This window comes from Chryseobacterium defluvii (assembly GCF_003634775.1).
GTDB classification, from domain to species: Bacteria; Bacteroidota; Bacteroidia; order Flavobacteriales; family Weeksellaceae; genus Chryseobacterium; species Chryseobacterium defluvii.
The window spans coordinates 564,318-589,986 of sequence record NZ_RBXB01000002.1; the positions used below are offsets into that span (position 1 = coordinate 564,318).

At 36.2% G+C, this 25,669-nt stretch carries 21 protein-coding genes; 14 read left to right on the forward strand and 7 right to left on the reverse strand.

The annotated features are described in order from the left end of the window. Positions 1 to 223 precede the first annotated feature (223 nt). The 5 genes from BCF58_RS09335 to BCF58_RS09355 all read left to right on the forward strand — a co-directional run bounded on the left by BCF58_RS09335 (position 224) and on the right by BCF58_RS09355 (position 5,027). Positions 224 to 451, forward strand: coding sequence for a hypothetical protein (locus BCF58_RS09335; protein ID WP_121461525.1), 228 nt, complete (start codon positions 224 to 226; stop codon positions 449 to 451). 2 nt (positions 452 to 453) lie between these two features. Then, positions 454 to 828: a c-type cytochrome gene (locus BCF58_RS09340; RefSeq protein ID WP_121461526.1), complete on the forward strand. Its 375-nt coding sequence runs from the start codon at positions 454 to 456 to the stop codon at positions 826 to 828. A 131-nt stretch (positions 829 to 959) separates the two neighbouring features. Then, complete coding sequence (gene lysS, locus BCF58_RS09345) at positions 960 to 2,660, forward strand: lysine--tRNA ligase (RefSeq protein ID WP_121461527.1); 1,701 nt, start codon at positions 960 to 962, stop codon at positions 2,658 to 2,660. A gap of 99 nt (positions 2,661 to 2,759) precedes the next feature. After that, complete coding sequence (locus BCF58_RS09350; RefSeq protein WP_121461528.1) at positions 2,760 to 4,133, forward strand: T9SS type A sorting domain-containing protein; 1,374 nt, start codon at positions 2,760 to 2,762, stop codon at positions 4,131 to 4,133. A 69-nt stretch (positions 4,134 to 4,202) separates the two neighbouring features. Further along, entirely contained in the window at positions 4,203 to 5,027 is an 825-nt protein-coding gene (locus BCF58_RS09355) for an OmpA family protein (RefSeq protein ID WP_121461529.1), read from the forward strand. A gap of 55 nt (positions 5,028 to 5,082) precedes the next feature. Here the strand turns inward: BCF58_RS09355 and BCF58_RS09360 are convergent, their stop codons facing one another. Continuing rightward, positions 5,083 to 6,087: a cytochrome d ubiquinol oxidase subunit II gene (locus tag BCF58_RS09360; protein WP_121461530.1), complete on the reverse strand. Its 1,005-nt coding sequence runs from the start codon at positions 6,085 to 6,087 to the stop codon at positions 5,083 to 5,085. Next, complete coding sequence (locus BCF58_RS09365; RefSeq protein WP_121461531.1) at positions 6,084 to 7,427, reverse strand: cytochrome ubiquinol oxidase subunit I; 1,344 nt, start codon at positions 7,425 to 7,427, stop codon at positions 6,084 to 6,086. Before BCF58_RS09365 ends, BCF58_RS09360 begins: the two co-directional genes overlap by 4 nt. 221 nt (positions 7,428 to 7,648) lie before the next feature. Between BCF58_RS09365 and gyrB the strand changes: the two genes are divergently transcribed. The 7 genes from gyrB (at position 7,649) to BCF58_RS09400 (ending at position 17,435) form a co-directional block, all read left to right on the forward strand. Continuing rightward, complete coding sequence (gene gyrB / locus BCF58_RS09370; RefSeq protein WP_121461532.1) at positions 7,649 to 9,583, forward strand: DNA topoisomerase (ATP-hydrolyzing) subunit B; 1,935 nt, start codon at positions 7,649 to 7,651, stop codon at positions 9,581 to 9,583. A 111-nt stretch (positions 9,584 to 9,694) separates the two neighbouring features. Next, complete coding sequence (locus BCF58_RS09375) at positions 9,695 to 11,587, forward strand: DUF3857 domain-containing protein (RefSeq protein WP_121461533.1); 1,893 nt, start codon at positions 9,695 to 9,697, stop codon at positions 11,585 to 11,587. A 2-nt stretch (positions 11,588 to 11,589) separates the two neighbouring features. Next, positions 11,590 to 13,521: a transglutaminase domain-containing protein gene (locus BCF58_RS09380; protein WP_121461534.1), complete on the forward strand. Its 1,932-nt coding sequence runs from the start codon at positions 11,590 to 11,592 to the stop codon at positions 13,519 to 13,521. Between the two features lie 65 nt (positions 13,522 to 13,586). After that, entirely contained in the window at positions 13,587 to 14,012 is a 426-nt protein-coding gene (locus BCF58_RS09385) for a DUF5684 domain-containing protein (RefSeq protein WP_121461535.1), read from the forward strand. A 72-nt stretch (positions 14,013 to 14,084) separates the two neighbouring features. Continuing rightward, on the forward strand, positions 14,085 to 14,909 hold the full coding sequence (locus BCF58_RS09390; RefSeq protein ID WP_121462024.1) for an RsiV family protein: 825 nt from the start codon (positions 14,085 to 14,087) through the stop codon (positions 14,907 to 14,909). A 44-nt stretch (positions 14,910 to 14,953) separates the two neighbouring features. After that, positions 14,954 to 15,805: a diacylglycerol/lipid kinase family protein gene (locus BCF58_RS09395; protein WP_121461536.1), complete on the forward strand. Its 852-nt coding sequence runs from the start codon at positions 14,954 to 14,956 to the stop codon at positions 15,803 to 15,805. 40 nt (positions 15,806 to 15,845) lie between these two features. Further along, positions 15,846 to 17,435 carry a sulfatase family protein gene (locus BCF58_RS09400; RefSeq protein WP_121461537.1) on the forward strand — a complete coding sequence of 530 codons (1,590 nt, stop codon included), beginning with the start codon at positions 15,846 to 15,848 and terminating at the stop codon, positions 17,433 to 17,435. A gap of 7 nt (positions 17,436 to 17,442) precedes the next feature. Here BCF58_RS09400 and BCF58_RS09405 read toward each other — a convergent pair whose 3' ends face one another. Beyond that, on the reverse strand, positions 17,443 to 18,723 hold the full coding sequence (locus BCF58_RS09405) for a dicarboxylate/amino acid:cation symporter (protein WP_121461538.1): 1,281 nt from the start codon (positions 18,721 to 18,723) through the stop codon (positions 17,443 to 17,445). Positions 18,724 to 18,863: 140 nt separating this feature from the next. After that, a complete protein-coding gene (gene ggt, locus BCF58_RS09410; protein ID WP_121461539.1) occupies positions 18,864 to 20,552 on the reverse strand; it encodes a gamma-glutamyltransferase in 1,689 nt (562 codons plus the stop codon). Positions 20,553 to 20,657: 105 nt separating this feature from the next. On the opposite strand from ggt, the gene BCF58_RS09415 reads away from it, so the two are divergent. Next, positions 20,658 to 21,623 carry an NAD-dependent epimerase/dehydratase family protein gene (locus BCF58_RS09415; RefSeq protein WP_121461540.1) on the forward strand — a complete coding sequence of 322 codons (966 nt, stop codon included), beginning with the start codon at positions 20,658 to 20,660 and terminating at the stop codon, positions 21,621 to 21,623. 109 nt (positions 21,624 to 21,732) lie between these two features. Next, positions 21,733 to 22,455 (forward strand): polysaccharide deacetylase family protein, encoded by a 723-nt coding sequence (locus BCF58_RS09420; protein ID WP_394337669.1) that lies wholly within the window; start codon positions 21,733 to 21,735, stop codon positions 22,453 to 22,455. A 5-nt stretch (positions 22,456 to 22,460) separates the two neighbouring features. Here the strand turns inward: BCF58_RS09420 and BCF58_RS09425 are convergent, their stop codons facing one another. From BCF58_RS09425 to BCF58_RS09435, 3 genes are all read right to left on the reverse strand, one after another. Beyond that, positions 22,461 to 23,285 (reverse strand): class I SAM-dependent methyltransferase, encoded by an 825-nt coding sequence (locus tag BCF58_RS09425; RefSeq protein WP_147462050.1) that lies wholly within the window; start codon positions 23,283 to 23,285, stop codon positions 22,461 to 22,463. A gap of 33 nt (positions 23,286 to 23,318) precedes the next feature. Further along, positions 23,319 to 24,524 carry a metallophosphoesterase gene (locus tag BCF58_RS09430; RefSeq protein ID WP_121461543.1) on the reverse strand — a complete coding sequence of 402 codons (1,206 nt, stop codon included), beginning with the start codon at positions 24,522 to 24,524 and terminating at the stop codon, positions 23,319 to 23,321. A 67-nt stretch (positions 24,525 to 24,591) separates the two neighbouring features. Then, positions 24,592 to 25,659, reverse strand: coding sequence for a 3-oxoacyl-ACP synthase III family protein (locus BCF58_RS09435; protein WP_121461544.1), 1,068 nt, complete (start codon positions 25,657 to 25,659; stop codon positions 24,592 to 24,594). Between the last annotated feature and the right edge of the window lie 10 nt (positions 25,660 to 25,669).

Below are 25,669 nucleotides of genomic sequence, written 5' to 3' on the forward strand. Positions count from 1 at the left end.
AATCCAAAAATAAAAAACAGAATCAGCACCGTATAAATACCATGATGGCTGGTGAAAAATAAAATTTTAGAAAGACTTACCATAGCTTAAAGTTAAAACTATCTTTTTAATATACAGGTTACTGAAATAATAATTTTTTTGAGAAATATGATGAAGATGTGATTTATCATGAACTGGCAATTTATTTTTTTATATTTTTGTCTGAATTTATATAGAAAAAATAATGAAAAAAGTATTAGCAATCGCATTTATCGGAAGTTTATTCGTGGTGAACTGTTCTAAAAAAACGGATCATTCATTACAAGACAGCAATACTATGCTTGAAGAACCGGAAGTAACTACTACAGTGGTGGATTCGTCTGCAACAACCCGTAATAAGCCTGAAGCAGACGTAAATGCTGCCGTATCGGTTCCTGCAAGTGAAGCAAAAGCAGATACTCTTACGAAATAATAATGAAAAAACTGTTTTTGATAGGATTTGTGGGGCTTTCCCTTATTTCCTGTTCTAAAAAAGAAAATACACCGGTTGACACTATATCTTCAGAAACAACAATTTCTGAGCCTGCCAAAACCAGCCTTTCAGGAGATCAGATTATTGAAACATTGGATTGTACAGGGTGTCATACCGTGAATGAAAGAATGATAGGACCTTCATACCAGGAAATAGCAGATAAATATTCTGAAAAAGATATTGAACTGCTTGCTTCAAAAATTATTGAGGGCGGAAGCGGAGTCTGGGGAAGTGTTCCAATGCAGCCCCATCCTCAGGTATCCAAGGAAGATGCTAAAAAAATGGTAGAATATATCTTAACATTGAAAAAGAAATAATTTTACATTTTACATATAAAGCCTTACAGATTTGTAAGGTTTTTTTTTCTGCATTAGGTGTAAAATTACCAGTTGACTTGTACCTATAAAAACAACTATCTTTGCACGTTATTGAAATATATAAATATAAAATGCAATTATCAGAACAAGAAATCATTAGAAGAGAAAAGCTGAATAAGCTTGTTGAAATGGGAATCAACGCTTTCCCTGCGGATGAATATGTAGTGACAGATACTACACAATCTATAAAACAGGATTTTTCTGAAAATAAACAGGTGAAGATCGCCGGTAGATTGATGTCCCGCAGAATTCAAGGAAAGGCTTCTTTTGCTGAATTGCAGGACTCTACAGGTAAGATCCAGGTATATTTCAACAGAGATGAAATTTGTACAGGTGAAGATAAAACTTTATATAATGAAGTATATAAGCACCTTTTAGATATAGGAGATATTATTGGTGTTGAAGGAGAGTTATTTACGACTCAGGTAGGTGAGAAAACCGTTTTGGTTAAAAACTTTACGCTTTTAACAAAATCTCTTCGTCCGTTACCATTACCTAAAACAGATGCGGACGGAAATGTTCACGATGCGTTTGTTGATCCTGAATTACGCTATAGACAACGTTATGCCGATTTAGTGGTAAATCCGCACATTAAGGAGATATTCGTAAAAAGAACGAAATTGTTCAACGCAATGAGGACTTTCTTTAATGATGCAGGATATTTTGAAGTAGAAACTCCAATCTTACAATCTATTCCGGGTGGAGCTGCGGCAAGACCATTCATTACGCACCATAATGCTCTGGATATTCCGTTATATTTAAGAATTGCCAACGAACTGTATCTGAAAAGGCTGATCGTAGGTGGATTCGACGGAGTATATGAATTCTCGAAAAACTTCAGAAATGAAGGGATGGACAGAACCCACAATCCTGAATTTACAGCAATGGAAATTTATGTAGCCTACAAAGACTACAACTGGATGATGGATTTTACAGAAAGATTGCTGGAATTCTGTGCTACACAGGTAAATGGAAATGCAGAATCAACTTTTGGCGAACATACCATCAGCTGGAAAGCACCATATCCGAGAATTTCAATGACGGAAGCCATTCAGAAATTCACAGGCTTTGATATCACCGGGAAAACCGAGCAGGAATTATTTGATTTCGCGAAATCTATCGGAATTGAAGTGAATGAAACCATGGGTAAAGGTAAACTTATCGATGAAATCTTCGGTGAGAAGTGTGAAGGAAACTTCATTCAGCCGACATTCATTACAGATTATCCGGTAGAAATGTCACCCTTGACGAAAAAGCACAGAAGCAAAGAAGGCTTAACCGAGCGTTTTGAATTGATGGTATGCGGAAAAGAAATTGCCAATGCTTATTCTGAGTTGAATGATCCGATTGATCAGAGAGAACGTTTCGAAGAACAATTAAAACTTTCTGAAAAAGGAGATGATGAAGCAGGGCAGTTCATTGATGAGGATTTTCTTAGAGCATTAGAATACGGAATGCCACCAACTTCAGGATTAGGAATCGGAATGGACAGATTGATCATGTTCTTAACGAATAATCCGTCTATTCAGGAAGTATTATTCTTCCCTCAGATGAGACCGGAAAAAACGGTTCCTCAGGTTGAATTGGGAGAAGACGAAAAAGTAATCCTTGAAATTCTTAATTCCCAGGAAGAGCCATTCTCTTTAGCTGAGGTAAAAGAAAGAAGCCAGTTGTCCGGAAAAAAATGGGATAAAGCTTCTAAAACTTTAACTAAAAATAATCTGGTGAAAGTTGAAAAGATTGATGAAAATCTTTTGATGAAACTGGTTTAGAACTGAATATAATAAAATGAAAAAAAGCGAAAATTTATTTTCGCTTTTTTTCATTTTATTGGGATTTATTATTAGTTTTGGGGCAGAAAAACATACTTAATGAAAAAAATTATTACTATTGCTTCAGTACTAGTATTTACTATTACTTGCGCACAGATTACCCTTACAAAAGACATCAATTATGGAAATAATGGTGTAGTTACCTTAGGGAGTTATGTAACAAGTGAAACAGATTATATTAAGCCCATGGATAATGGCGAAGTTTTATTATCTATATATAACCCCGGAGGTGCTAAATTTATAAAATTAAAAAGTAATGGCACTTATGATAATAATTTCGGAAGTAATGGGATACTTACGGTAGCTGATACCCAAATATTAAGTTTTCAGGGTAATTATTTTTATGCTACCCGGGAAATTGGCGGTGAACTATATCTCAGAAGGTATTATGTATCAACAGGGAATTTAGATACATCTTTTGCTAATAATGGAGTTTTGGATGTCGGATTTATGCTTAATGCCACAATGATTACCTTACCTGATGGAAAAATATTGATCAGGACCCAACATGGATTCAAAAGATATTCTTCGTCGGGAGTTTTAGATACTACCTTTGCCAACAATGGTTTCTTTAGTGTTCCAACCCAGTATGGAACTCATAATCTTCAATTATTTGGTAACAATTTATATGAATTCGGACCTGACAACTATAATTATGGGGTCTTCAAAAGAGATATCAATATAGGAAGCAGTTTTACTAATTATGGTACGAATGGACAGGCTGCTCCCGTTTGTCCTCAAAGCGTAAGTAATTCCAGATATCCGCAATATCTGCCAACTGAAGGAGAAATAATTTTTCTAAATGAAAGCCATACTCTTTCAAAAACAATAGCAGACGGAACTCCGGATGTTTCATTTGGAAGTGGCGGATGCCTGGATTTGCAGAATGTTTTTAATGGAATGACCTATCAATATAGTTATATCTATCACTATAATGCTCAAAGGCTTTATTTTACATTAAAAAATCAGACAAATACAAATGATAAAACGGTTAAAATTGCTATATTCGATAACAATGGAAACCTTATTACGGTTAACAGCCAGCCTTTTTATGATACTAATCTGGTAGATAACCAGTACGGATATATAGGAATAACGGTTCAGGGCAACTATCTCTATTTGATAGGCTTTGGTACGGTATCCAGATATATTTTATCTGAAAATACCTTAACAACCTCTGAAGCAGAGAACCATCATGTGGAAATAAGTTTTGTAAACCCTTTTAAAGACGAGTTAACTTTAAAAACCAGTGAAAAAATAAAGGAAGTAGAAATTATTGACCAAAGTGGGCGTTTAGTTTTAAAAGGCAATATGATAAAGCTAAATACATCATTATTGGAAAAAGGAGTTTATTTTATTAACGTAACCTTGGAATCGGGGAGAATGATTTCTAAAAAAGGAGTTAAACTATAAATATAGAAAACAATTTGTTTCATAAACGATAAATTGATATTTTCCCGTTATTTAGAAAATGTATAATTGATGAAACTCTTTCTGATCTTTATCATATTTCTCTTTTATACACGGGTTGATGCACAAACGCTCACCTCTGTTTATTTTGAGCATAACAGCTATGAGCTTAATGAAGCATCCAAAAAGAAGCTGGATAGTTTGTCAGTATTAAAAACTAACCTTACATTCAGGATTTTCGGAAATTGTGACCCTTCGGGAAGTGAGGAATACAATAAGGCCTTATCGGAATACCGGGCAAATACTGTTCACAAATATTTACTGGGAAAAGCCGGAAATAATATAAAACTGGTAAGCTCGGTAGGGTTGGGCGAAGAAAAACAAATTAATGACAATACCACCGAAGAATTGCGTGGAAAAAACAGGAGAGTAGATGTATTTGTAGAAAAGAAATTTGCTCCGGGACAAAAGCTAACCCGAAGAATGCTTCCCAGCTTTTTTGAAACCAAAGTTTCCCATATGAAAGTGAAAGATACCTTTTCACTACCAGATGTCAATTTTATAGGGAATCGTCATGTCTGGCTTCCAAAGGCTGAAAAGCAAATTATTCAGCTTTTCAACATGCTGAAAGATAATCCGGCATTGGAAATTGAATTACAAGGGCATATTTGCTGTGATTATGAAAATTTTGATGGTGAAGACATAGATTTGGGAACCTTTAACCTTTCGTGGACAAGGGCTAATGCCGTCAAAGAATTTCTGGAAAAACAAGGAATAGATCCTTCCCGGATAAAAGCAAGAGGTCTTGGTCATCTTAATCCGGCTGTATATCCTGAACTTACAGAATCTGACCAGGTTAGAAATAGAAGAGTTGAACTGGTTTTAATTAAAAAATAAATTTTAGGTTTCGGCGGCAGCGAAGCTGCCGCCGAAACCTTTTATGATAAAGCCATTATTTCCTTTGTTTGCTAAACGAAGCCATCAGATAAAACAAAAACGGCAAAATAAACAGGGAACCCAGCATCAAAGCCCATGATAAAGCCGAAATTGTTTTCGGTGCTGCAGCTTCCTCCAATAAAGAAAGATGATTGCCGTTTCCTAATAATATAATATCAGGATAATGCTGATAGGTGGCTGCAACCAGGATCATGATCATCTGGAATCCTGCTAAAATCCGAACAGGCATAAGTTTTCTTTCCTTCATACAGTAAAAGATTAAACCTAAAGAAAGCGTTGCCAAAGCAATGGCAGCAATACCCAGAGGTTTGGAAAATATCCACATAAGAAGTGGAATATTTGAAAGGTAAGCCGTTAAAAAAACTAAAATACCCGTTACTACTACGAAAATCATCGTTTGTTTAGACTTTCTGATCATCAATGTCAGATCGACTTTATCCCTGGTTTCTCTTAAAGAAAAGATAGAAGCAAGATAAGCACAAAGGGATACCGTAAACAAACCTACGGCAGCTCCGAACCAATTCAGCCAACTGAAAATATAAAGGTCTAAAAAGCCAGTTGCATCAGGGTTAATCGATTTTGAAACCGTAGAAGCAGCAATCAGTCCAAGGAAAAATGGAGTTAATAAACTTGCGTAGTAAAATATTTGAGTATATAAAATCTGCCAGTCATCTTTTACAGCGTCATAATGTCTGAATGTAAAAGCAGTTCCTCTGGCGATAATACCCAGAAGCATTAATACTAAGGGAATATGAAGATAAGTCGACATAGTAGTATAAATGCCCGGAAATCCTACAAAAAGAATAACAATAGCAATGATCAGCCACATATGGTTTGCTTCCCAAACCGGGGCTATAGATTCATACATGATCTGTTCGGTTTTATGACGTGCTTTTTTATGAGTGAAAAGCTCCACGATACCCGCTCCGAAATCAGCGCCTCCTAAAATGATATACAGGCAGATCGATAACCAGAGGAAAGCTATAACAACATAGATCATGATTTCTTATTTTTATTGTTAAACTGAATGTCGGTAGGATCATAAAGCTTAGGAACCATTTGTATTTGTCTTCTCAACAGGAAAATAATAATGAGTGATAAGGACACAAAAATGGCGGTGAAAAAATAAAAAGAATACTGAATTCCGGGCATTGGCGTTACGGCATCTATAGTTCGCATAATCCCATAGATAATCCAGGGTTGCCTTCCAACTTCAGTTACCGTCCAGCCAGCTTCCAAAGCAATATATCCGAACGGTGTGGCTATAAGGAATGTTTTTAGCAGCCATTTCTTTTCAAGCCATTCTTTTTTGAAAAATAAAGCATATAAGTAAACTGCCCCGATGCAGATCATTACGACTCCAAAGAAAATCATGATCTGAAATGCATAATGAACAACAGCAACGGGTGGCCATTCGTCCCGTGGAAAATCATTCAGCCCTTTTACTTCTGAATTAAAATCATTGCTTACTAAAAAACTTAACACTTTCGGGATTTTTATTGCATATTTGATTTCTCCTTTTTCTTCATCAGGAACTCCGCCAATCACAAATGATGCTCCCTTTTCTGTTTCAAAATGAGCTTCCATAGCAGCAAGTTTAATCGGCTGTCTTTCTGCAACAGATTTTGCTGCAATATCACCACTCAAAGGAGCTCCAAAAGCACCAATCAAGGCAAAACCTGCAGCAATCCTGAATGCTTTTGTATGAAACTCAACGTTCTTTTTTCTCATGATTAAATATGCATGAACCCCTGCGACGGCAAATCCGGTAGCACAAAAGGCTGCAACCGTCATATGCAATGACTGAGGAAACCAGGCGTCGTTGAACATTGCTTTGATAGGATCAATATTCATATACTTTCCGTCAATATAATCAAATCCGGCAGGAGAGTTCATCCATGCATTGGCCGCTACGACGAGAATTCCGGAAGCCAGTCCGCTGAGACCAACTAAAAATCCGCAAAACCAGTGAAACCATTTGTTGAATTTGTCCCATCCATATAAAAAGAAGCCAATGGCAATGGCTTCAATGAAGAAGGCGGTGCCTTCGAGAGAGAATGGCATTCCGAAAATGGGGCCTGCATGTTTCATGAATTCCGGCCACAGAAGTCCCAGTTCAAAGGAAAGCATAGTCCCGGAAACGGCACCCGTGGCAAATAATATTGCTACACCCTTGCTCCAGGCTTTGGTAAGTCCCTTGTATATTTCATTATTGGTTTTAAGGTATTTCCAGTGTGCAAAAGCCATTAAGAAAGGCATTACCATACCAACGCATGCGAAAATGATATGAAAACCGAGGGATATGGCCATTTGTGCACGAGCGGCAAGAAAATCGTCCATAATATCAACTTTTTGAGTAAATAAAGATACGGATAAATTATGGAGAGATCATATGATTTACAACAGTTGCGGTTGAAGAAATTCATGATAACTTTGATCTCTTTGAATTGATTTTGGTGTGGATAAATCAACTCATTTTTGACATATTTTAACTTTCGTACCTCGAAAAAAATCACGATATTTGTAAGTCTTTGCATTTAGCAAGATTTTTAATATTTAATATGAGTCAGAAACAATATACAGCGAGTAGTATTCAGGCATTGGAAGGAATGGAGCACGTACGTATGCGTCCTTCCATGTACATTGGTGATGTAGGCGTAAGAGGTCTTCACCATTTGGTTTATGAAGTAGTAGATAACTCTATTGACGAAGCATTGGCAGGATACTGCGATACCATCTTCGTTAGCATTAAAGAAGGAAACGGAATCGAAGTAAGCGATAACGGTAGAGGTATTCCTGTAGATTTCCACGAAAAAGAACAGAAATCTGCTCTTGAGGTGGTAATGACTAAAATCGGGGCCGGAGGTAAATTCGATAAAGATTCTTATAAAGTTTCCGGAGGTCTTCACGGAGTAGGGGTTTCCTGTGTGAATGCCCTTTCCAATGAAATGATCACTACCGTATACAGAGACGGAAATATTTACCAGCAGGTATATTCCAGAGGAAAAGCGCAGACCGGGGTAGAAGAGATAGGGCACAGTGATAAGAGAGGAACAAAACAATTCTTCCAGCCTGATGATTCTATTTTTTCAGAATTAGTGTACAACTATGATACTTTGGCAACCCGTTTAAGAGAGCTTTCTTACCTTAATAAAGGAATTACCATTACACTTACTGATGAAAGAGAAAAATTAGAAGACGGCACTTTCAGGTCAGAAGTTTTTCATTCTGAAGGTGGTTTGAAAGAATTTGTCGCATACATCGATGGAAACAGAGAATCTATCATGGAGCACGTGATCTTCATGGAAGGGGAAAGAGATGATATTCCTGTAGAGGTTGCTATGCGTTATAATACTTCCTTTAATGAAAATCTTCACTCGTATGTAAATAATATCAATACACACGAGGGAGGGACTCACCTAGCAGGTTTCAGACGTGCTTTGACGAGAACATTGAAGAAATATGCTGATGATTTAGGAATTCCACAAAAGGAAAAGGTAGAGGTTACGGGAGACGATTTCCGTGAAGGATTAACGGCTGTGATTTCCGTAAAAGTAATGGAGCCTCAGTTTGAAGGGCAAACCAAAACGAAATTAGGGAATTCTGAAGTTTCCGGTGCAGTGGATAAAATCGTAGGAGAAATGCTTACCAACTTCCTGGAAGAAAACCCTATTGAAGCTAAACAAATCGTTCAGAAAGTTGTTTTAGCAGCAAAAGCAAGACAAGCTGCTAAAAAAGCCCGTGAAATGGTTCAGAGAAAATCACCTATGGGTGGTTCCGGACTTCCGGGAAAACTTTCGGACTGTTCATCAAAAGATCCGGCCGAATCGGAAATTTTCCTTGTAGAGGGAGATTCCGCAGGTGGAACTGCAAAGCAGGGAAGAGACAGGCATTTCCAGGCAATCCTTCCGCTAAGGGGTAAGATTTTGAACGTAGAAAAATCTATGCTCCATAAAGTATATGATAACGAAGAAATTAAGAATATCTATACCGCACTTGGGGTATCCGTAGGAACAGAAGAAGATAGTAAAGCTTTGAATATGGCTAAGTTAAGATACCATAAAATTGTGATCATGACCGATGCCGATATTGATGGTTCTCACATTTCAACCCTGATCCTTACATTCTTCTTCCGATATATGAAAGAGCTTATTGAGAATGGATATATCTATATTGCTCAACCACCATTATATTTATTGAAGAAAGGAAACAAAAAGGTATATGCCTACAATGAGAAGGAACGTGAAGAGTTTACTCTTGAGATGGCTCCGGACGGAAAAGGCGTAGAGGTACAGCGTTATAAAGGTCTTGGGGAAATGAACCCTGAACAGTTGTGGGAAACAACCCTTAATCCTGAGCATAGAATCTTAAAACAAGTAACCATTGACAACGCAGTAGAGGCAGACAGTATCTTCTCTATGCTAATGGGAGATGAGGTTCCGCCACGAAGAGAATTTATAGAGAAAAATGCAAAATATGCAAAAATTGACGCATAACTCTTAAAAAAGTATATGAAAAGACCTCAGAAATGAGGTCTTTTTTTTGTTTTTTTTAATAAAATTTTAACATTTGTTAAGATTTTGTTATTTTTGAGAAATTTTATAATAATGATGAAAATATTAATAGTGGGAGCTTTATCCGTTGTTTCTCTTTACTATGCGCAAAACTATCCTGTTTCGGCTATCCCTGAAAATTTAAAGAAAAATGCGAATGCTGTTGTCAGAAAAGATGTGACGACAGTCCAAATTAATAAAATTGATGAAATAAAATACCAGTCTACTACTGTTACCACCGTCCTGAATAAGGACGGAGACTCAAAAGCGGTTGCTTATATTCCTTATGAGAAAGGAGATGCTATATCAGATGTCAAGGTAACTGTTTATGATGAAGGCGGCAAAAAGCTTAAAAGTTTCTCAAAGTCGGATTTCGGTGATTTTGCTAATAATCAACAAGGCACATTTTATTCTGATGACAGGGTTTTAGTATTATCCTATACCCCTATTCAATACCCCTATACTATTGAATTCTCTTATCAGATCACTGATGAAAATACAGTATTTATTCCGGATTTTGTGCCTTTTTCCGGTACCAATATTTCCTTAGAAGAAAGCCAGTTTAAAATTATTAATAAAACAGGTATTGAACTTCGTACCAAAACATATCCGTCTAAATATAATTATGCTTCCGTTACAGAAAGTGATAATGGAGTGGAGAAAACATATAGCTATAAAAATGTTCCCGCAATAGATGATGCCTTTTTATTACCTGAGCCTGTTAAAATACTACCGAAAGTGAGTTTTTCTCTGACAAAATTTAATCTTGAAGGAAAACAGGGAACCATCAATAGTTGGAAAGACTTCGGCTCCTGGTATTATAACAGTATTTTACAGCCGGTATCAGTATCCACGCCCGCGATTAAAGCAGAAGTTGCCTCACTCAATCTACAGGGATCTACGGAAGAAAAAGTAAAGAAACTTTTTCAGTATATGCAGTCGAAAACCAGATATATTTTTGTGGCTCTAGGGATTGGAGGATGGCAGCCGATGTTGCCGGATGAAGTTCAGAAAAAAGGATATGGTGACTGTAAAGGGTTAACAAACTATATGAAAACTTTATTAGATGAAGCAGGAATTCCTTCTTATTACTGTAAAGTCTATTCCAGTTCCTCACAAGTTTCGTTCGATCCTGATTTTCCTAAAATGGGTGGAAACCATATTATTTTGATGGTTCCGACAGAAAAAGGGAATATCTGGCTGGAAAATACATCTCAGCAAATTGCTTTTAATCATTTAACATACACAACTACCGACAGAAATGTTCTTCTGGTTAAAAAAGAAGGCATAGAGGTAATCAATACACCGGTATATACTGCAGAACAAAATAAAGAAAAGCAGACTTTACGAATAAGGCTTAACGACGATAACAGTATTTCTGGCGCCGGATTGTTCGAATATACGGGAAGTCAGTATGATTATAGTCTTGGTTATAGTAATTTGTCTCCAAAAGAAAGAAACGAAGCTTTAAAAAGTCAATTGGACATCCTGAATTTTGAAAAACTGGAAATGAAAGATTTTGTGAATGACAGAGACCATGCGGTTTCAAAATATAATATTGATTTTAAAGCAAATAATTATTCTAAAAATGCAGGAAACAGTATGATATTCAGAGCCGTTCCTATTTTCTCCAACAATATTTATAAAACGGATGAAAACAGGGAACTGCCATTTGAAATCGGGCAGGCTTTTGAAGATGAATACCAGATTAGTTTCGAAATCCCTAAAAATTATAAAATAGAAGAGATTCCGGATAATGTCACTATTAGTTCTGAGTTCGGTTCATACAAATTAAGTATTGTAAAAGATGGTGAGAACCTGAAAGTAAATAGAACGGTAAGAGTAAACAAAGGAATATATCCTAAGGAAAAATATAATGATTATGTAAGCTTTAGGAAAAAAATAAACGGTATTGATAACTCGAAAATTTTAATTACAAAAATCTAAGCATGAGAAAAAAATTATTATTAGTCCTTTTTGCAATCAATTGCATTTTTATGGAAGCTCAAAAACATGAGTTTCTTGATCCGCCGAAATTTAACGATGCAGATCTTTCCAAAACCAAGTCAGTATTAGATGAGAATGCTCCTGCGGAAATTTTATACAGATCAATATACTTTAGGGTAGATGCATCTACAGGCTTTTTACACAAAAAATATTTTTACAGGGTGAAAATTTATAACAAGGTTAAAGCAGAAGATTGGCTGAACCTTGAAGTTTCACTGTATCAGAATGGTAGCGATCAGGAAACGTTGAATAAGATCAAAGCTTTTACCTATAATCTGGAAAACGGGACTGCGGCTTCTACTAAAGTTGAAAAAAACTCAAAATATAAAAGTAAGGAGAGTAAATATATTACCATTACGAAGTTTGCTTTTCCTAATGTAAAGGATGGTTCAATCCTTGAATATGAATATGAAGTTGTATCTCCATTCCTTTTTGCTATTCCTGAAATCCTGGTAGAAACGGATACTCCGTCATTATATACCGAATATATATTGGATAGCCCTGTTAATATTTCATACAATCTGAATTATACGGGATCGCTTGCTCCAAAACACAGAGAGGTAGTGGAAAAATACCTGTATGGGTCTCAATACAGAACATACAGGTTTGGATATGAAAACATAAAAGGATTCAAGACAGAAAAATTTATAAAAAACGACAGAAACTACAGAACCAAGATCAGTGCCGAATTAAATTCCACCAACTTCAGAGAATTAAAGCTATATTCATGGTCTTGGGAGCAAATTAAAGACAGATTGTATGAAAATGAAGAATTCGGAGGAGAGCTAAAGAAAACCAAGTTGGCAAAAGAAAATATGCCTCCCGGAATTTCTGAAATGAAAAATGATACGGACAAGGCAAATGCAATTCTAGCGTATGTACAGAAAAACTTTACATGGAATAAAGATAGAGGAGTATATGTGGAAGATGGAATTAAAAAGCTTTTGGAAACTAAATTAGGAAATGCAGCTGAAATTAATCTTTTTCTGGTAATGCTTTTAAGAGAAGCCGGGTTGAAAGCTAATCCTCTTCTTATTTCTACCGTGGACAACGGATTAATCAATTTAAATTCCCCGAATGTTTCCAATATGAATTTTGTACTTGCGGCAGTAGAAACCAAAGAAGGGTTTACTTTATTTGATGGTACATCCAAGCAATCTTCGGCAAACGAGCTTCCTCCGAGAGACTGGAACCAGTACGGAATCCTTATTGCAAAGGAAAAAGTGAAGCAAATTGAAATGACCAATGCAAAACCAAGTTTTACCTACCTTACAGTAAATGCGAAAATCAATGAAGATGGCTCGGTTTCGGGAAGTTATTCCGATAAGGATACGGGATCTTACGCGATGTATAATAAAGAATTTTATGATGATAATGCTGAGAAATACAAAAAGCAGTATAAGGAAAACTTCACAATAGATTTCGCAGATATTAATTCTAAAGTACATGATAACGGGGATTTCGAAAGTACAATGAAGTTTGATTCCGAAAATATGATAGACAGGGTGGGCAAAAAGATGATCATTAACCCGATGCTTTTCTTAAATAAAAACTCCAATGAGTTCGATCAAACGGAGGAAAGAAAATATACCATCGATTTTATCTCACCATTTACAAGAGTGAAAAAAATAGAGCTTCAAATTCCGGATGGATATGCTATTGAAGAGCTTCCGAAAAATAAAAAAATCACCACTGATGATAAAGAAATAGCTTACAGCTATGTAGTGGAGCAAAAAGGAAATGTATTGGAAATCACTTCTACGACAACCGTGGCAAGCTGTGATTATCCGAAAGAATATTACCCTGCATTCAGGCAAATATGGGGAGTTGCTTCAAAAAGCGAGAACCAGGTCATAAGTTTAATTAAAAAATAACTTGAAAAGCTTCTAATTTTAGAAGCTTTTTTTATATATTTGATCGAACCATAAAAACTATTAATATGTTAACTCTATTACAAGCAGGCACTTACGACGACAGTATGGATGCCGCTTCAGGTGCCGCCGCCGCAGGAATCGGTATCGGAATGATGATTTTTTATTTGATTTTATTCCTATTCTATGGCTATTGCATGTATAAAATTTTCCAAAAGGCAGGAAGGGAAGATGCATGGGCCGGCTTTATCCCTGTTTATAACACGATTGTTTTACTGGATATTGTTAAAAAGCCTATATGGTGGATTATTCTATTCTTTATTCCTTTGGTAAATATATATGCGGCATGGGTGGTCTATGACAGACTGGCTAAGGGCTTCAATAAAGAAACGCCATTATACACCATTCTTTTACTCATCCTCGGATTTATTTTTATTCCGGTTTTAGCCTTTGGGAATGACGCCTATGATAAAAACAGGATACCCAATGATTAAAAAATTTTAAAAAAATATCTAAGAACCATTCATTTTTGAATGGTTTTTGCATTCATATGGGAAATCAAAATTATGAAAAATACTATTGCTGTTCTGGCAGCTTCTTCCTTTCTCATGTTTACTGCCTGTAAAAAGAATGAAGTTAAAAATGACCTGACAAAAACAGAAGTTAATACTCCCCAACCCTTTACAACGGATTCCGTAACAATCAACGATTCTATAAAAGTGAGTGATTCCTTAACGTTGAAATACACTTCAAAATTATTGGTTTTCCCAACTATAACAGATAAAAAGCTTTTGGATAGTATTTATTTCAGTAATAAAGATGTAAAAGATTATTCAAAAGAAGGTTTGAAGGCATATCTGGAAGAGGAAAAAAACAAATATTATAATTCCATAAAAAATGACAGTAAAGACTGGATGTCAGGAATGACCTATTCTCAGCAATGGTATACCAATTCGGCAATGAATTTAAAGTCTGATACGAATGATTATCTACATATCCAATATGTCGGAAGTTCTTATGAAGGAGGAGCCCATGATAATTACGGATTTTCGGAAAGGGTATTTGATTTGAAAAACAATAAAAAAGTAGAGTTGAAAGACATTACCTCAATGCCAGAAAAGAAGCTTGAAGCATTATTGATGAAGAATATCAATACCATCCACAGCGGAACTACCGGCTCCGAAGGTGAGATTAAAAACTCTGAAATGCTTTTAGTGGAAGTGATTCCGGTGACGAGTAATTTCTATTTTGATGAGAAAAACCTTTATTTCCATTATAGTCCTTATGAAATTGCTGCCTTTGCGGCAGGGGATATCATCATTCCAATTTCGTGGCAAGAGCTGGAGGGGACGCTGGATCCAAAGTTTAAAGAAAGAATGAAAATTAAATAACAATAATGCTTCCGGAATAGGAAGCATTATTTATTTTTGTACCAATGGAAAAAGTAGCCTTCATTATCAATCCTTTTTCAGCTAAAAAGAATTATCAGCCTTTTCTCAATGAGCTTAAGAAGAAAGTGGATCAGCCACTATATTATATTTCTGAATCTATTGAGGGAACCGATGAGTTTATACAGAAAAATTTTAATGAAGTAGACATTTTCGTAGCGATAGGCGGTGACGGAACTATTTCCACCGTAGCGAGAAATCTCATTCATACAAATAAAATTCTGGGAATTTTTCCGGCAGGTTCAGGAAATGGATTTTCCAACGAGACTCAATTCAGTAAAAACTTAGATGAGTTGATTGGAAAAATAAAAGCCGGTAATTCCAGGAAAATAGACACTTTTACAGTAAATGACAGACTTTCCATTAATGTTTCCGGAACGGGATTCGACGGGAAAGTAGTTAAAGAATTTGAAAAAACGGACAGAGGCTTCAAAAACTATATTAAAGTTTCCCTGAAAACATTTTTCAAGTATAAGCCTATTAAAGTTAAATTTTTCGAAGAGGCTTATCAAAAATATAATGGGAAATATTTAATGCTTACTATTGCCAATACCCGCCAGTTTGGAAACAATGCTTATATTGCTCCCCAGGCAAGTAAAAGTGACGGGAAAGTAGATGTTGTGCTGGTGAAAAAATTTCCGTTGACCTATTCCCCGCTTTTTGCATTCAGGATGTTTACCAAGAAATTAAAAGATGATGACTATGTTACCTACCTTTCTGTTTCCGAAATTGAATTTAAAGTCAATACCAAAAACTGGCACCTGGATGGGGAATTTAATAAAATAAAATCCCCTATTCATGTAAAAGTACAGCCCTCCAGCCTGAATATACTTACTTAAATATTTTTTCTAAATTTATACATCATCAAACTTTAAAAAAATGTTTTCAAGAGTATTGCTTATAATTTCTGCCGCTTTGGTGATTTCCTGTAATGCAAATAAAAAAATCGCTTCAGGGAATAAAGATTCTCAAAAGCCGAATATCATATTTATCATGACAGATGATCATGCTAAAAAAGCAATGAGTGCTTACTCTGATGATCTCATTAAAACCCCGAATCTTGATAGGATTGCAAAAGAAGGGATACAGTTTGATAACGCCTTTGTTACCAATTCTTTATGTGGGCCTTCTAGAGCTGTTTTCTTAACAGGTAAATACAGTCATATCAATGGTTTTAGAGCTAATTTTGATAAATTTAATGGAGATCAGCCTACTTTACCTAAATACCTGAAGACAGCAGGATATTACACCGCAATTGTAGGAAAATGGCATTTGGTGTCAATTCCCCAGGGATTTGATGAATATAGTATAATGATTGATCAGGGTGAATATTATTCGCCCAGATTTTTCGATGGTAAAGATACTGTTTCTGTGAAAGGATATGCTACAGATATTATTACGGATAAGGCGATCAAAATTTTAGAACAACAAAAAGATAGTGGTAAGCCCGTTTTCCTTATGGTACATCAAAAAGCACCGCATCGTGATTGGATGCCCAACGTTAGTGATCTGGAAAACTCCAAAGAAAAATATTACCAATTGCCGGAAACATTCTTTGACGATTACAAAAATAGAACTCAGGCTGCTTCATTGGCAGATATGAGGATTGAAGATCTGTTTTTAGGATATGATCTTAAATTGTATCTCAAAAATCCGCAGGAAGAAACAAACAGTGGTGGAGACAAAAACTCTGCAAAGAATTCATATAATTGGCTTTTAAGTGAATATGAATCTATGACTACTGTTCAAAAAGCGATGTGGGATAAATATTATAAGCCTATTTCAGATGCATATTATGCTGATAAGCCGATAGGCGATGAGTTGGTAAAATGGAAATATAACCGTTTTATGAATGATTACCTTAAGACAGTGAAATCTGTAGATGATAATGTCGGAAGATTGTTGGAATATCTGGATAAAAAAGATTTGTCAGAAAATACATTAATTATTTATACCTCAGATCAGGGTTTTTTCCTGGGGGAACATGGGTGGTTTGATAAAAGATTTATGTATGAGCCATCTTTAACAATGCCTTTGGTAATGCGATATCCTGCAAAAATTAAAAAAAATATTAAGACAGATAAATTAGTACAAAATCTGGATTTGGCTCCCACCATTCTGAAAGCAGCGGGATTGCAGGTTCCAGAAGAAATGCAAGGGAAGTCTCTTGATGTTTTCTTTCAGGGAAAATCTCCGGAAAACTGGAAAGATAAGATTTACTACCATTTTTATGAGAGCAATGCATGGCATCAGGTTCAGAAGCATTTTGGCATCCGTACCCGGCAATACAAGCTCATCTATTTTTATGATCTGAAAGATTGGGAATTATATGATCTTGAAAAAGACCCGAATGAAATTAATAATGTTTATAAAAACCCTGAATATCAGCATGTAAATGCCCATCTTAAAAAGGAACTGAAGTCTTTGATTATAAAGTATAAAGATTCTTCGGCAACAAATTTTAATTAAATTTAAATCAAACCTCCAGCTTTTTTTCAATTTCATATGGATGATCCAGGCAATATTTCAATTGTTTTTTATCCAGTTGCTTTTCCCAGTTGGCAACCACTACCGTTGCTACAGAATTTCCGATTACATTTGTCAAAGCACGGCATTCGCTCATAAATTTATCAATTCCTAAAATTAAGGTCATCCCGGCAATCGGGATTTCAGGAACAACCGCTAATGTTGCAGCTAAAGTAACAAATCCTGCTCCGGTAACTCCTGCAGCTCCTTTAGAGCTCAGCATCGCTACCAGAAGAAGCATGATCTGCTTTTCAATAGGAAGGTGGATGTTTAATGCCTGAGCAATGAATAATGAAGCAAGGGTCATGTAAATATTAGTTCCATCCAGATTAAAAGAATAGCCTGTAGGAACAACCAGACCAACAATAGCCCTGGAACAGCCTGCTTTTTCCAGTTTTTCCATAACCCCAGGAAGAGCGGATTCGGAAGAGCTGGTTCCTAAAACCAACAGAAGCTCTTCTTTTAGATAATACATCAGCTTAAAGATATTGAAGCCGTTGTACCATGCTACAACTCCCAAAATCAGAACAATAAAAAGGATGGAGGTAATATAAAAAGTCCCCACAAGAAAAATCAGATTCAATACAGAATGAAGTCCATATTTCCCGATCGTGAAAGCCATTGCTCCAAAAGCTCCTATCGGGGCCAGCTTCATCAGCATATGTACAATTTTAAAGACCGGAGCGGAAAGATCCTGTAAAAACGCTGTAACCTTATGACTTTTTTGTTTCGTTAAAACTAATGCCACACCCATTAAAATGGCAACTAATAATACCTGCAGGATATTTTCTCCCACTAACGGACTGAACAATGTTTCCGGAATAATATTCATAATAAATCCGGTAAGGGTAGATTCGTGGGCTTTTTGCTGATATTGAGAAACATCTCCTGAAAGCGTGGCGGGATCAATATTCAATCCGGCTCCCGGCTGCAGTATATTTCCAACCACTAAACCAATAATCAGGGCAAGGGTAGAAAAAGTAAAAAAATAAATCATGGCTTTTATAGCAATTCTTCCCACTTTTTTCAAATCCGTCATATGAGCGATTCCCAGTGTAAGGGTGATGAAAATCACCGGAGCAATAATCATTTTTACCAATTTGATAAAACCGTCACCCAACGGTTTCATTTTTTCTCCTATTTCAGGATAGAATCTTCCTAATAATATTCCCGCAATAATGGCGATGATAACCTGGAAATAAAGTTGCTGGTAGAATTTTTTTGTTTTCAAAAGAAATAATGATGTTTTAAAAAACGAAAATTATGAAAATTACTTAGAAAAACAGGATAGAAGTAAGTGAAATTTATGGCGGAGCTGAAAGCCCCGCCATAAATTTTATATATCCTTTTAAATGCTTTGACCTTTAATAATTACTCCACTGCAACAGAATCATCACCGCGTCCGTCAGCTACAGCATGAATATTCCCGTTATCATCAATTAAGATCATCTCTGTTCTTCCCAGTTGTCTTACTTTATTGAAAACATATCCTTTTTTGGTAAGCTCGGAAATGGTCGATTCAGGGAAGTTTTCTTCTGCCATCACGCTTTCGGGCAGCCATTGGTGATGAAATTTAGGGGCATTTACAGAAATATTTGCACTTTGTTTAAAGTCAACAATATTTACAATAGACTGGTAGACGGAAGTAGGAATAGTAGTCCCTCCCGGTGTTCCCACTACCATATAAGGCTTTCCGTTTTTCAGCAGGATAGTAGGAGTCATGGATGAAAGCATTCTCTTATGAGGTCGTATGGAATTGGCTTCCCCACCAATTGCGCCAAACATATTGGGAACTCCCGGCTTTATCGAGAAATCATCCATCTCGTTATTTAAAAAGAAACCTGCTCCCGAAACGACCACTTTACTGCCGTATAGCCCATTAAGGGTGGTCGTTACGGAAGCTGCATTACCTTCCTTATCAATAACGGAAATATGAGTGGTTTCTGTAGATTCTTTTGGTTGAGGAGTGATTTTTCCTACCTCTGAACTCGGTGTAGCTTTATGAAAACTAAAACTTTTCCATCTGCTTTTTAAATATTCATCGGAGATGAGATAGCTGGTTTTATCATCGATAAAATCAGGGTCACCCATATATTCGGCCCTGTCTGCGAATGCTCTTCTTTCTGCTTCAATCATGATCTGTACCGCCTCCGTAGAGTTTTGCTGATATTTTCCCAGGTTTTCATAACCTGCCATTTTCAGCATTTGAGCTAAAAGGATTCCGCCACTGGAAGGTAAAGGCATAGAGACAATATGATTGTCCTTATAGCCAAACTCCAGAGCCTTCCTGACAGCAACTTTATAGTTTTTCAGGTCTTCAAGACTAATGATGCCATTTCCTTTTTTCATCTCAGCAACTAAAAGATCTGCTGTTTTTCCTTCATAAAATCCTTTGGCTCCTGATTTTTGGATTAATTTCAAGGTTTCGGCCAGTTCTTTCTGAATCAAAATGTCTCCGGCTTTCCATGGGGTATTTTTTACGAAAGCAATAGAGGAGGTATTATGTTTTTGAAATATTTCCTTATGAACATTTAATAAATTGGCTTCCTGTTCCGTAATGGAAAACCCTTTTTCAGCAAGATCAATCGCAGGCTGAATGAGCTTTTCCATGGGAAGTTTACAATGCTTTAAAGTAGCAAAAAATCCGGCAACACTTCCGGGAACTCCAACAGCCAATCTTCCGTTTTGTGACCAATCTGTATTCGCTTTTCCTTTTTTATCCACATACATATCCCTTGTAGCTTTTTCAGGGGCTGTTTCACGGTAGTCTATCGTAAATTTTTCCCCGGTATTCTTAACGCCAACAAGAAAACCGCCGCCGCCAATGTTCCCTGCCTGAGGATAAACAACAGCTAAAGCATATTGGGTAGCGACAACAGCATCATAGGCATTTCCACCTATTTTCAGAATCCTGGCTCCGGCTTCACTGGCTAAAGGATGTGCCGATATAACTACTCCTTTATTCTTTACTTTTACTTCCTTTACAATATTAATATCGGTAAATTGAGCCCATAAAAATTGGCACAGTAAAAGTGTCCCGGCAAGAAATATATTTTTCATATTCGGATGTTTAAAACAAAAGTATGAAATATTGTTCTGCACAAGTGTGCCGATTTGCCTGATTTTTTTACTTTTGTAGAATTCTAAAATCTAAAAAATCTAAAAATGGAGTCCTATACGGAAAAAATACTTATTACAGGTGCATTAGGCCAGATAGGCACCGAACTTACGAACAGGCTTGTTGAAATTCACGGTGCGGATAATGTGGTTGCTTCCGGATTAGACAGATGGCAGAAGGGGATTACTTCTGCCGGATACTATGAAAGAATGGATGTAACGAATACCCAATTGGTAAGACAGGTAATCAAAGATTATGATATCACTACTGTGTACCACTTGGCTTCGCTACTTTCCGGAACGTCAGAAAAGCAACCGATTTTTGCATGGAAACTAAACTTAGAACCTCTTCTTCACTTTTGTGAAATGGCAAAAGAAGGATTGATCAAAAAAATCTTCTGGCCAAGTTCAATCGCTGTTTTTGGAAAAGGAATTCCTAAGGAAAATGTAGGGCAGGATGTAGTTTTGAATCCGACTACAGTATATGGGATTTCCAAAATGGCAGGGGAAAAATGGTGTGAGTATTATTTTGATAAGCATGGAGTAGATGTAAGAAGTATAAGATATCCTGGACTGATCTCTTGGAAAACTCCTGCGGGGGGTGGAACTACGGATTATGCTGTGGAAATTTTCTATGAAGCAGTAGAAGAAGGAAAGTACACAAGCTTTATTTCAGAGAATACGGCAATGCCGATGCTATACATGGATGATGCTATCAATGCTACATTAAAGCTGATGGAGGCTCCTAAGGAAAGCTTAACCGTACATTCATCCTATAACTTAGGTGGAATGTCATTTACACCAAAAGAACTGGCAGAGGAAATCAAGAAAGAAATCCCTGATTTTACAATTGATTATCAACCGGATTTCAGACAGGCGATTGCAGATTCATGGCCTGCTTCCATTGATGACACAATTGCGAAAAAAGATTGGGGCCTTACTTATGATTTCGGAATTGCTGAAATGTCAAAGGATATGATCAAAAATTTAAAAGTAAAACTGAATAAAAATTAATATTCTATTTCACTTTAAATAAAATCTGTATCTGGTTATAATTAAATTATTTATAATATTTATCTAAAATATAGTTTAAATGATATTGTTAACTTTTAACATGTTGAATATGGAGGCTGAAACTAAAAACGGCATTCGTATTTCTGATGAAGAAAGGGTAAAGATTACGGAAGACAATACCAAAGCTATTCTCAGAATTTTAGATATTCATGATATAAAAGCAACATTTTTCGTTGAGATTTCTATCGTCGAAAAACTCAAAAATCTCATAAAAGCAATTTCTGGCCGAGGTCATGAAATTGCTTTTTATAATAAAAATTCCAGCCTTCAGGAAATTGAACAGGCCAAAAAAACAATACAGGATTTTCTGGAAAAACAAATAAGAGGTATCCGTCAGAAAGATTTTAAATTACCGGACGGAGATTTGAAATTATTGGAATTTAATTACATTTCCAATATCGACAATGCCAATATTCTTTTTCCTCTGAAACGATTGGAAAGAAATACGGAGATTACAGAGGACGACGGGATAAGTATAGTACCCGAAAGTATTTCCCCTTACAGCCAGTTGCCATATAATGATTTTGTGTTCCAAATGTTGCCGATGAGCTATTATCAGAGTATGGTTTTCGAAACCCTGAAAAATGAAGAATTTGTTCTGATTTATTTAAATACATGGCAATTCACCGATTTCAAAAAATACAGGTTTAAAATTCCGTTTTACAGAAGCTTGTTTTCGGGCAGAAAAATGGAGGACAAATTAGATGCCCTCCTTACCTGGATCAACGAGAAGGAACTGGCGACTTCCCGTATGAAAGATTATATTTTTTGATCAATTTATTCTTTAATGCAAATAGCTAACAAATCGGTGGAATATTGCATTTCTTTTTCAATAATGATATCAGTGTGAGAATATCTGAAAACAAAATGATCAGTGGAATTGTTTCCCGTAATTACCTTTTTGGCACTGGGTTTCCACTTCTTTTTCAGTTCAAATAAACTTTTTAATAATTTCAGTAAAAAGACTCTCAGTGAATAAGGGTAAATGGACAAAGTGCAGGGAAGTGTAATGATCTTTTGCTTTTTTGTCCTGTTGATTTCATCCAATACAAAATCTGCCTCAGAACCAATTTTAAGGACTTCTACCTTGCTGAAATGCTTTTGAAGCAAATGTTTTAAATTTCCGGCAGTATATTCTTTTAAGTGAAAAATATTCCACGGTTGCTGAATATGATTAAAAAGCCTGTTGGTTTTATCAGGTGTTGAAATCAGTAGATATCCACCGGGATTTAAAAGCTTTTTCAAATCATCAACATATCGGTTGTCATTTGGGACATGCTCTATAACCTGAAAGGAAGTAATGATATCAAATGTTTCATTCGAGATCTCCGGGATTGTTTTAAACTTCAGATTAGAGGAAGTGTAATTTTCTTTGGCAAAATCTACAGCCTCCTTGCTGATGTCTACACCAGTTACACTTTCAGCATGTTCTGACAGCATTTTTGTTCCGTAACCGGAACCACAACCGAAATCCAGGACCTTTTTATTTTTCACAAAGCTTTTAGCATACTCATAAGTTGCAATATGCATCAGATGAATATAAAGTTCCGATGTATTATTAAAGTTTCCGTTGAGTATATGTCTTTCGCCGGTATCTTCCATGTACTGCAGTGATTTGTCTGCTAAAATAAGCAATTAAGACAATTCAAAAAGAGTAATTTCCGGCAAAACACCAACTCTTCCCGGATATCCCAACACTCCGAAACCTCTGTTCACATACAAAAGTTTGCCTTCGCTTTCATACAAATCTGCCCATTTCGGATAGCGATATTGAACCGGTGACCATTTGATGTTTTTAAGATCCAGCCCGAACTGCATTCCGTGCGTATGCCCCGAAAGCGTAAGATGAACGTTTCCAGGGTGTTTTTTCACCACATAATCAAAATGAGTAGGGTCGTGGCTCATTAATATTTTTGTAGCCGATTCCGGCAGGTTTTCGAGCGCTTTATCAAGATCTCCGAATTGAGGAAATGGTTTTAGTCCCCAGTTATCAACACCAAGGATATAGAGTTTTTCACCATTTTTTTCAATCACCCTGTTTTCGTTTCTCAGCATATCAAAACCGGCTTGTTTTTCATATTCGATAAGAGTTTCGAGGTTTTTTTTCTTGGCATCCGGGGAGCTCCAGGTCACATAATCTCCGTAGTCATGATTTCCCAATACTGCAAATTTGCCATCCCTGGCTTTAATTTTTGAGAACAAGGGAATGAACGGTAAAAATTCCTCCGCAACGTTATTCACCATATCCCCTGTAAATAATACGAGATCAGGGTTTTCTCCATTGATCAGTTCTACGGCATGAGCCAGTTTATCGGGATTAGAGAAGCTTCCACTATGAACGTCGGAAATTTGTACAATTTTATACCCTTTAAAGCTTTCAGGTAAATTATTAAGTTTTACCTTCACTTTTCTTACTTTGTGCCTGTATCTTCCAAAGGTAATACCATCTATAAATAAAGCGGAAAGTACTCCTCCCATCCCTAATCCAACCAGACTTAAAAATTTTCTTCTTTCCGGAAAGAAATTTTCAGCAGGTCTTATCAGTCCTGTAAGGTAACTTCCGGTTCTGAAAATATCATCGATGAGTAAAAATAAGACAACAAAAACTTTAGGCAAGATGAAAATTAAAAATAATGAAATCATGATCTGTGCTCTCATCGTGCTTCTGTCGGATCTCTGGAAGTGAGTGACTTCGTAAGCGAAAACTGCGTAGACAGCCAGGGATATTACCCAATAGGACAGTCTTATCCAGAAATTATCTGTTAACGTTCTTATTGCCTGATAGATATATACTTCTAAAAATAAGAAGATGGCAGCAATAATTAAAAAATTTCTTTGCATAATAGGTTTTAAAAAAGCACAAAAGAAATTCCTTTGTGCTTTTAAATATTTTTAAATTATTTATCAATTAAGGAAATCTGTAAACGATAGCATTGATGTTCATTCCAGCTCCCACTGAAGTCATTACAATGTTACCTTTATCTATAAACGATTGACCTTCCATTTTTCCTTTAATTATTAAATCATACATGGTAGGAATCGTGGCTACAGAAGAATTTCCGAACATCTGAATCGTCATTGGAGAGATCGCGTGATCGTAATCTTTTACGTCATAAAGCTTGTGAAGTCTTTCTATCATCGCATAATCCATTTTGGCGTTCGCCTGGTGAATCAGTACTTTGTTGATGTCTTCAATAGAAAGACCTGCATCATCAATGGTTTCTTTGATCGCTACAGGAACATTCTTAAGGGCATATTCATAAATTTTTCTTCCCAGCATTCTCACGTATAAACGTCTCTGGTCTGCTTCTTTATTGATAGAACAACTATTTCTTAAATAATCTAATTCAACACCATTGTCACAGATGGTATTATGGGCAATGATTCCTACATTTTCATCATCCGTAGCTTTTACCACCACTGCACCCGCCCCGTCAGCAAAAATCATTTTGTTTCTGTCGTAAGGGTCTGTAACACGACTTAATGTTTCTCCACCGATAACAAGGATAGTTTTAGCAGCGTTAGCTTTAATCAGATTGTCTGCTAAAATCATGGCTTCCACCCAACCCGGGCAACCGAAAATCATGTCATAGGTAACGCATTTTCTGTTTGTTATTCCCAGCTTGTTTTTTACTCTTGCCGCCATATTAGGCATGAAGTTTACATAACCGTCAATAGTAACTTCCCCAAAATTACTCGCATAAATGATATAATCTAATTCTTCACCATCTATTTTTGCATCTTCAATGGCTTTTTTAGCAGCTTCATAACCGATTTGTGAGTTGGAAAGCTCTTCCTCAATGAATCTCCTGTTTTCTATCTCTGTAATTTCTACAAACTTTGCAATAATCTCTTCGGTAGGCTTTTCTATCTTTTCCCCTTCGTCTGTATAGAACTCGGAATCTAAAAAATAATCTCTACCAATAACTCTATTAGGAATATAAGATCCAGAACCAATAATGATCGTATTCGGCATTCGTTTAAAT

Excerpts from the sequence above, each read along its gene's own strand:
- lysS (WP_121461527.1), top strand. The coding sequence starts at position 960 with ATGCAATTATCAGAACAAGAAATCATTAGAAGAGAAAAGCTGAATAAG.
- BCF58_RS09395 (WP_121461536.1), top strand. The coding sequence starts at position 14,954 with ATGGAAAAAGTAGCCTTCATTATCAATCCTTTTTCAGCTAAAAAGAAT.
- BCF58_RS09435 (WP_121461544.1), bottom strand. The coding sequence starts at position 25,659 with ATGCCGAATACGATCATTATTGGTTCTGGATCTTATATTCCTAATAGA.
- BCF58_RS09400 (WP_121461537.1), top strand. The coding sequence starts at position 15,846 with ATGTTTTCAAGAGTATTGCTTATAATTTCTGCCGCTTTGGTGATTTCC.
- BCF58_RS09355 (WP_121461529.1), top strand. The coding sequence starts at position 4,203 with ATGAAACTCTTTCTGATCTTTATCATATTTCTCTTTTATACACGGGTT.
- ggt (WP_121461539.1), bottom strand. The coding sequence starts at position 20,552 with ATGAAAAATATATTTCTTGCCGGGACACTTTTACTGTGCCAATTTTTA.
- BCF58_RS09385 (WP_121461535.1), top strand. The coding sequence starts at position 13,587 with ATGTTAACTCTATTACAAGCAGGCACTTACGACGACAGTATGGATGCC.
- BCF58_RS09420 (WP_394337669.1), top strand. The coding sequence starts at position 21,733 with ATGGAGGCTGAAACTAAAAACGGCATTCGTATTTCTGATGAAGAAAGG.
- BCF58_RS09340 (WP_121461526.1), top strand. The coding sequence starts at position 454 with ATGAAAAAACTGTTTTTGATAGGATTTGTGGGGCTTTCCCTTATTTCC.
- gyrB (WP_121461532.1), top strand. The coding sequence starts at position 7,649 with ATGAGTCAGAAACAATATACAGCGAGTAGTATTCAGGCATTGGAAGGA.
- BCF58_RS09415 (WP_121461540.1), top strand. The coding sequence starts at position 20,658 with ATGGAGTCCTATACGGAAAAAATACTTATTACAGGTGCATTAGGCCAG.
- BCF58_RS09425 (WP_147462050.1), bottom strand. The coding sequence starts at position 23,285 with ATGGAAGATACCGGCGAAAGACATATACTCAACGGAAACTTTAATAAT.
- BCF58_RS09365 (WP_121461531.1), bottom strand. The coding sequence starts at position 7,427 with ATGGACGATTTTCTTGCCGCTCGTGCACAAATGGCCATATCCCTCGGT.
- BCF58_RS09380 (WP_121461534.1), top strand. The coding sequence starts at position 11,590 with ATGAGAAAAAAATTATTATTAGTCCTTTTTGCAATCAATTGCATTTTT.
- BCF58_RS09350 (WP_121461528.1), top strand. The coding sequence starts at position 2,760 with ATGAAAAAAATTATTACTATTGCTTCAGTACTAGTATTTACTATTACT.
- BCF58_RS09360 (WP_121461530.1), bottom strand. The coding sequence starts at position 6,087 with ATGATCTATGTTGTTATAGCTTTCCTCTGGTTATCGATCTGCCTGTAT.
- BCF58_RS09375 (WP_121461533.1), top strand. The coding sequence starts at position 9,695 with ATGATGAAAATATTAATAGTGGGAGCTTTATCCGTTGTTTCTCTTTAC.
- BCF58_RS09430 (WP_121461543.1), bottom strand. The coding sequence starts at position 24,524 with ATGCAAAGAAATTTTTTAATTATTGCTGCCATCTTCTTATTTTTAGAA.
- BCF58_RS09335 (WP_121461525.1), top strand. The coding sequence starts at position 224 with ATGAAAAAAGTATTAGCAATCGCATTTATCGGAAGTTTATTCGTGGTG.
- BCF58_RS09390 (WP_121462024.1), top strand. The coding sequence starts at position 14,085 with ATGAAAAATACTATTGCTGTTCTGGCAGCTTCTTCCTTTCTCATGTTT.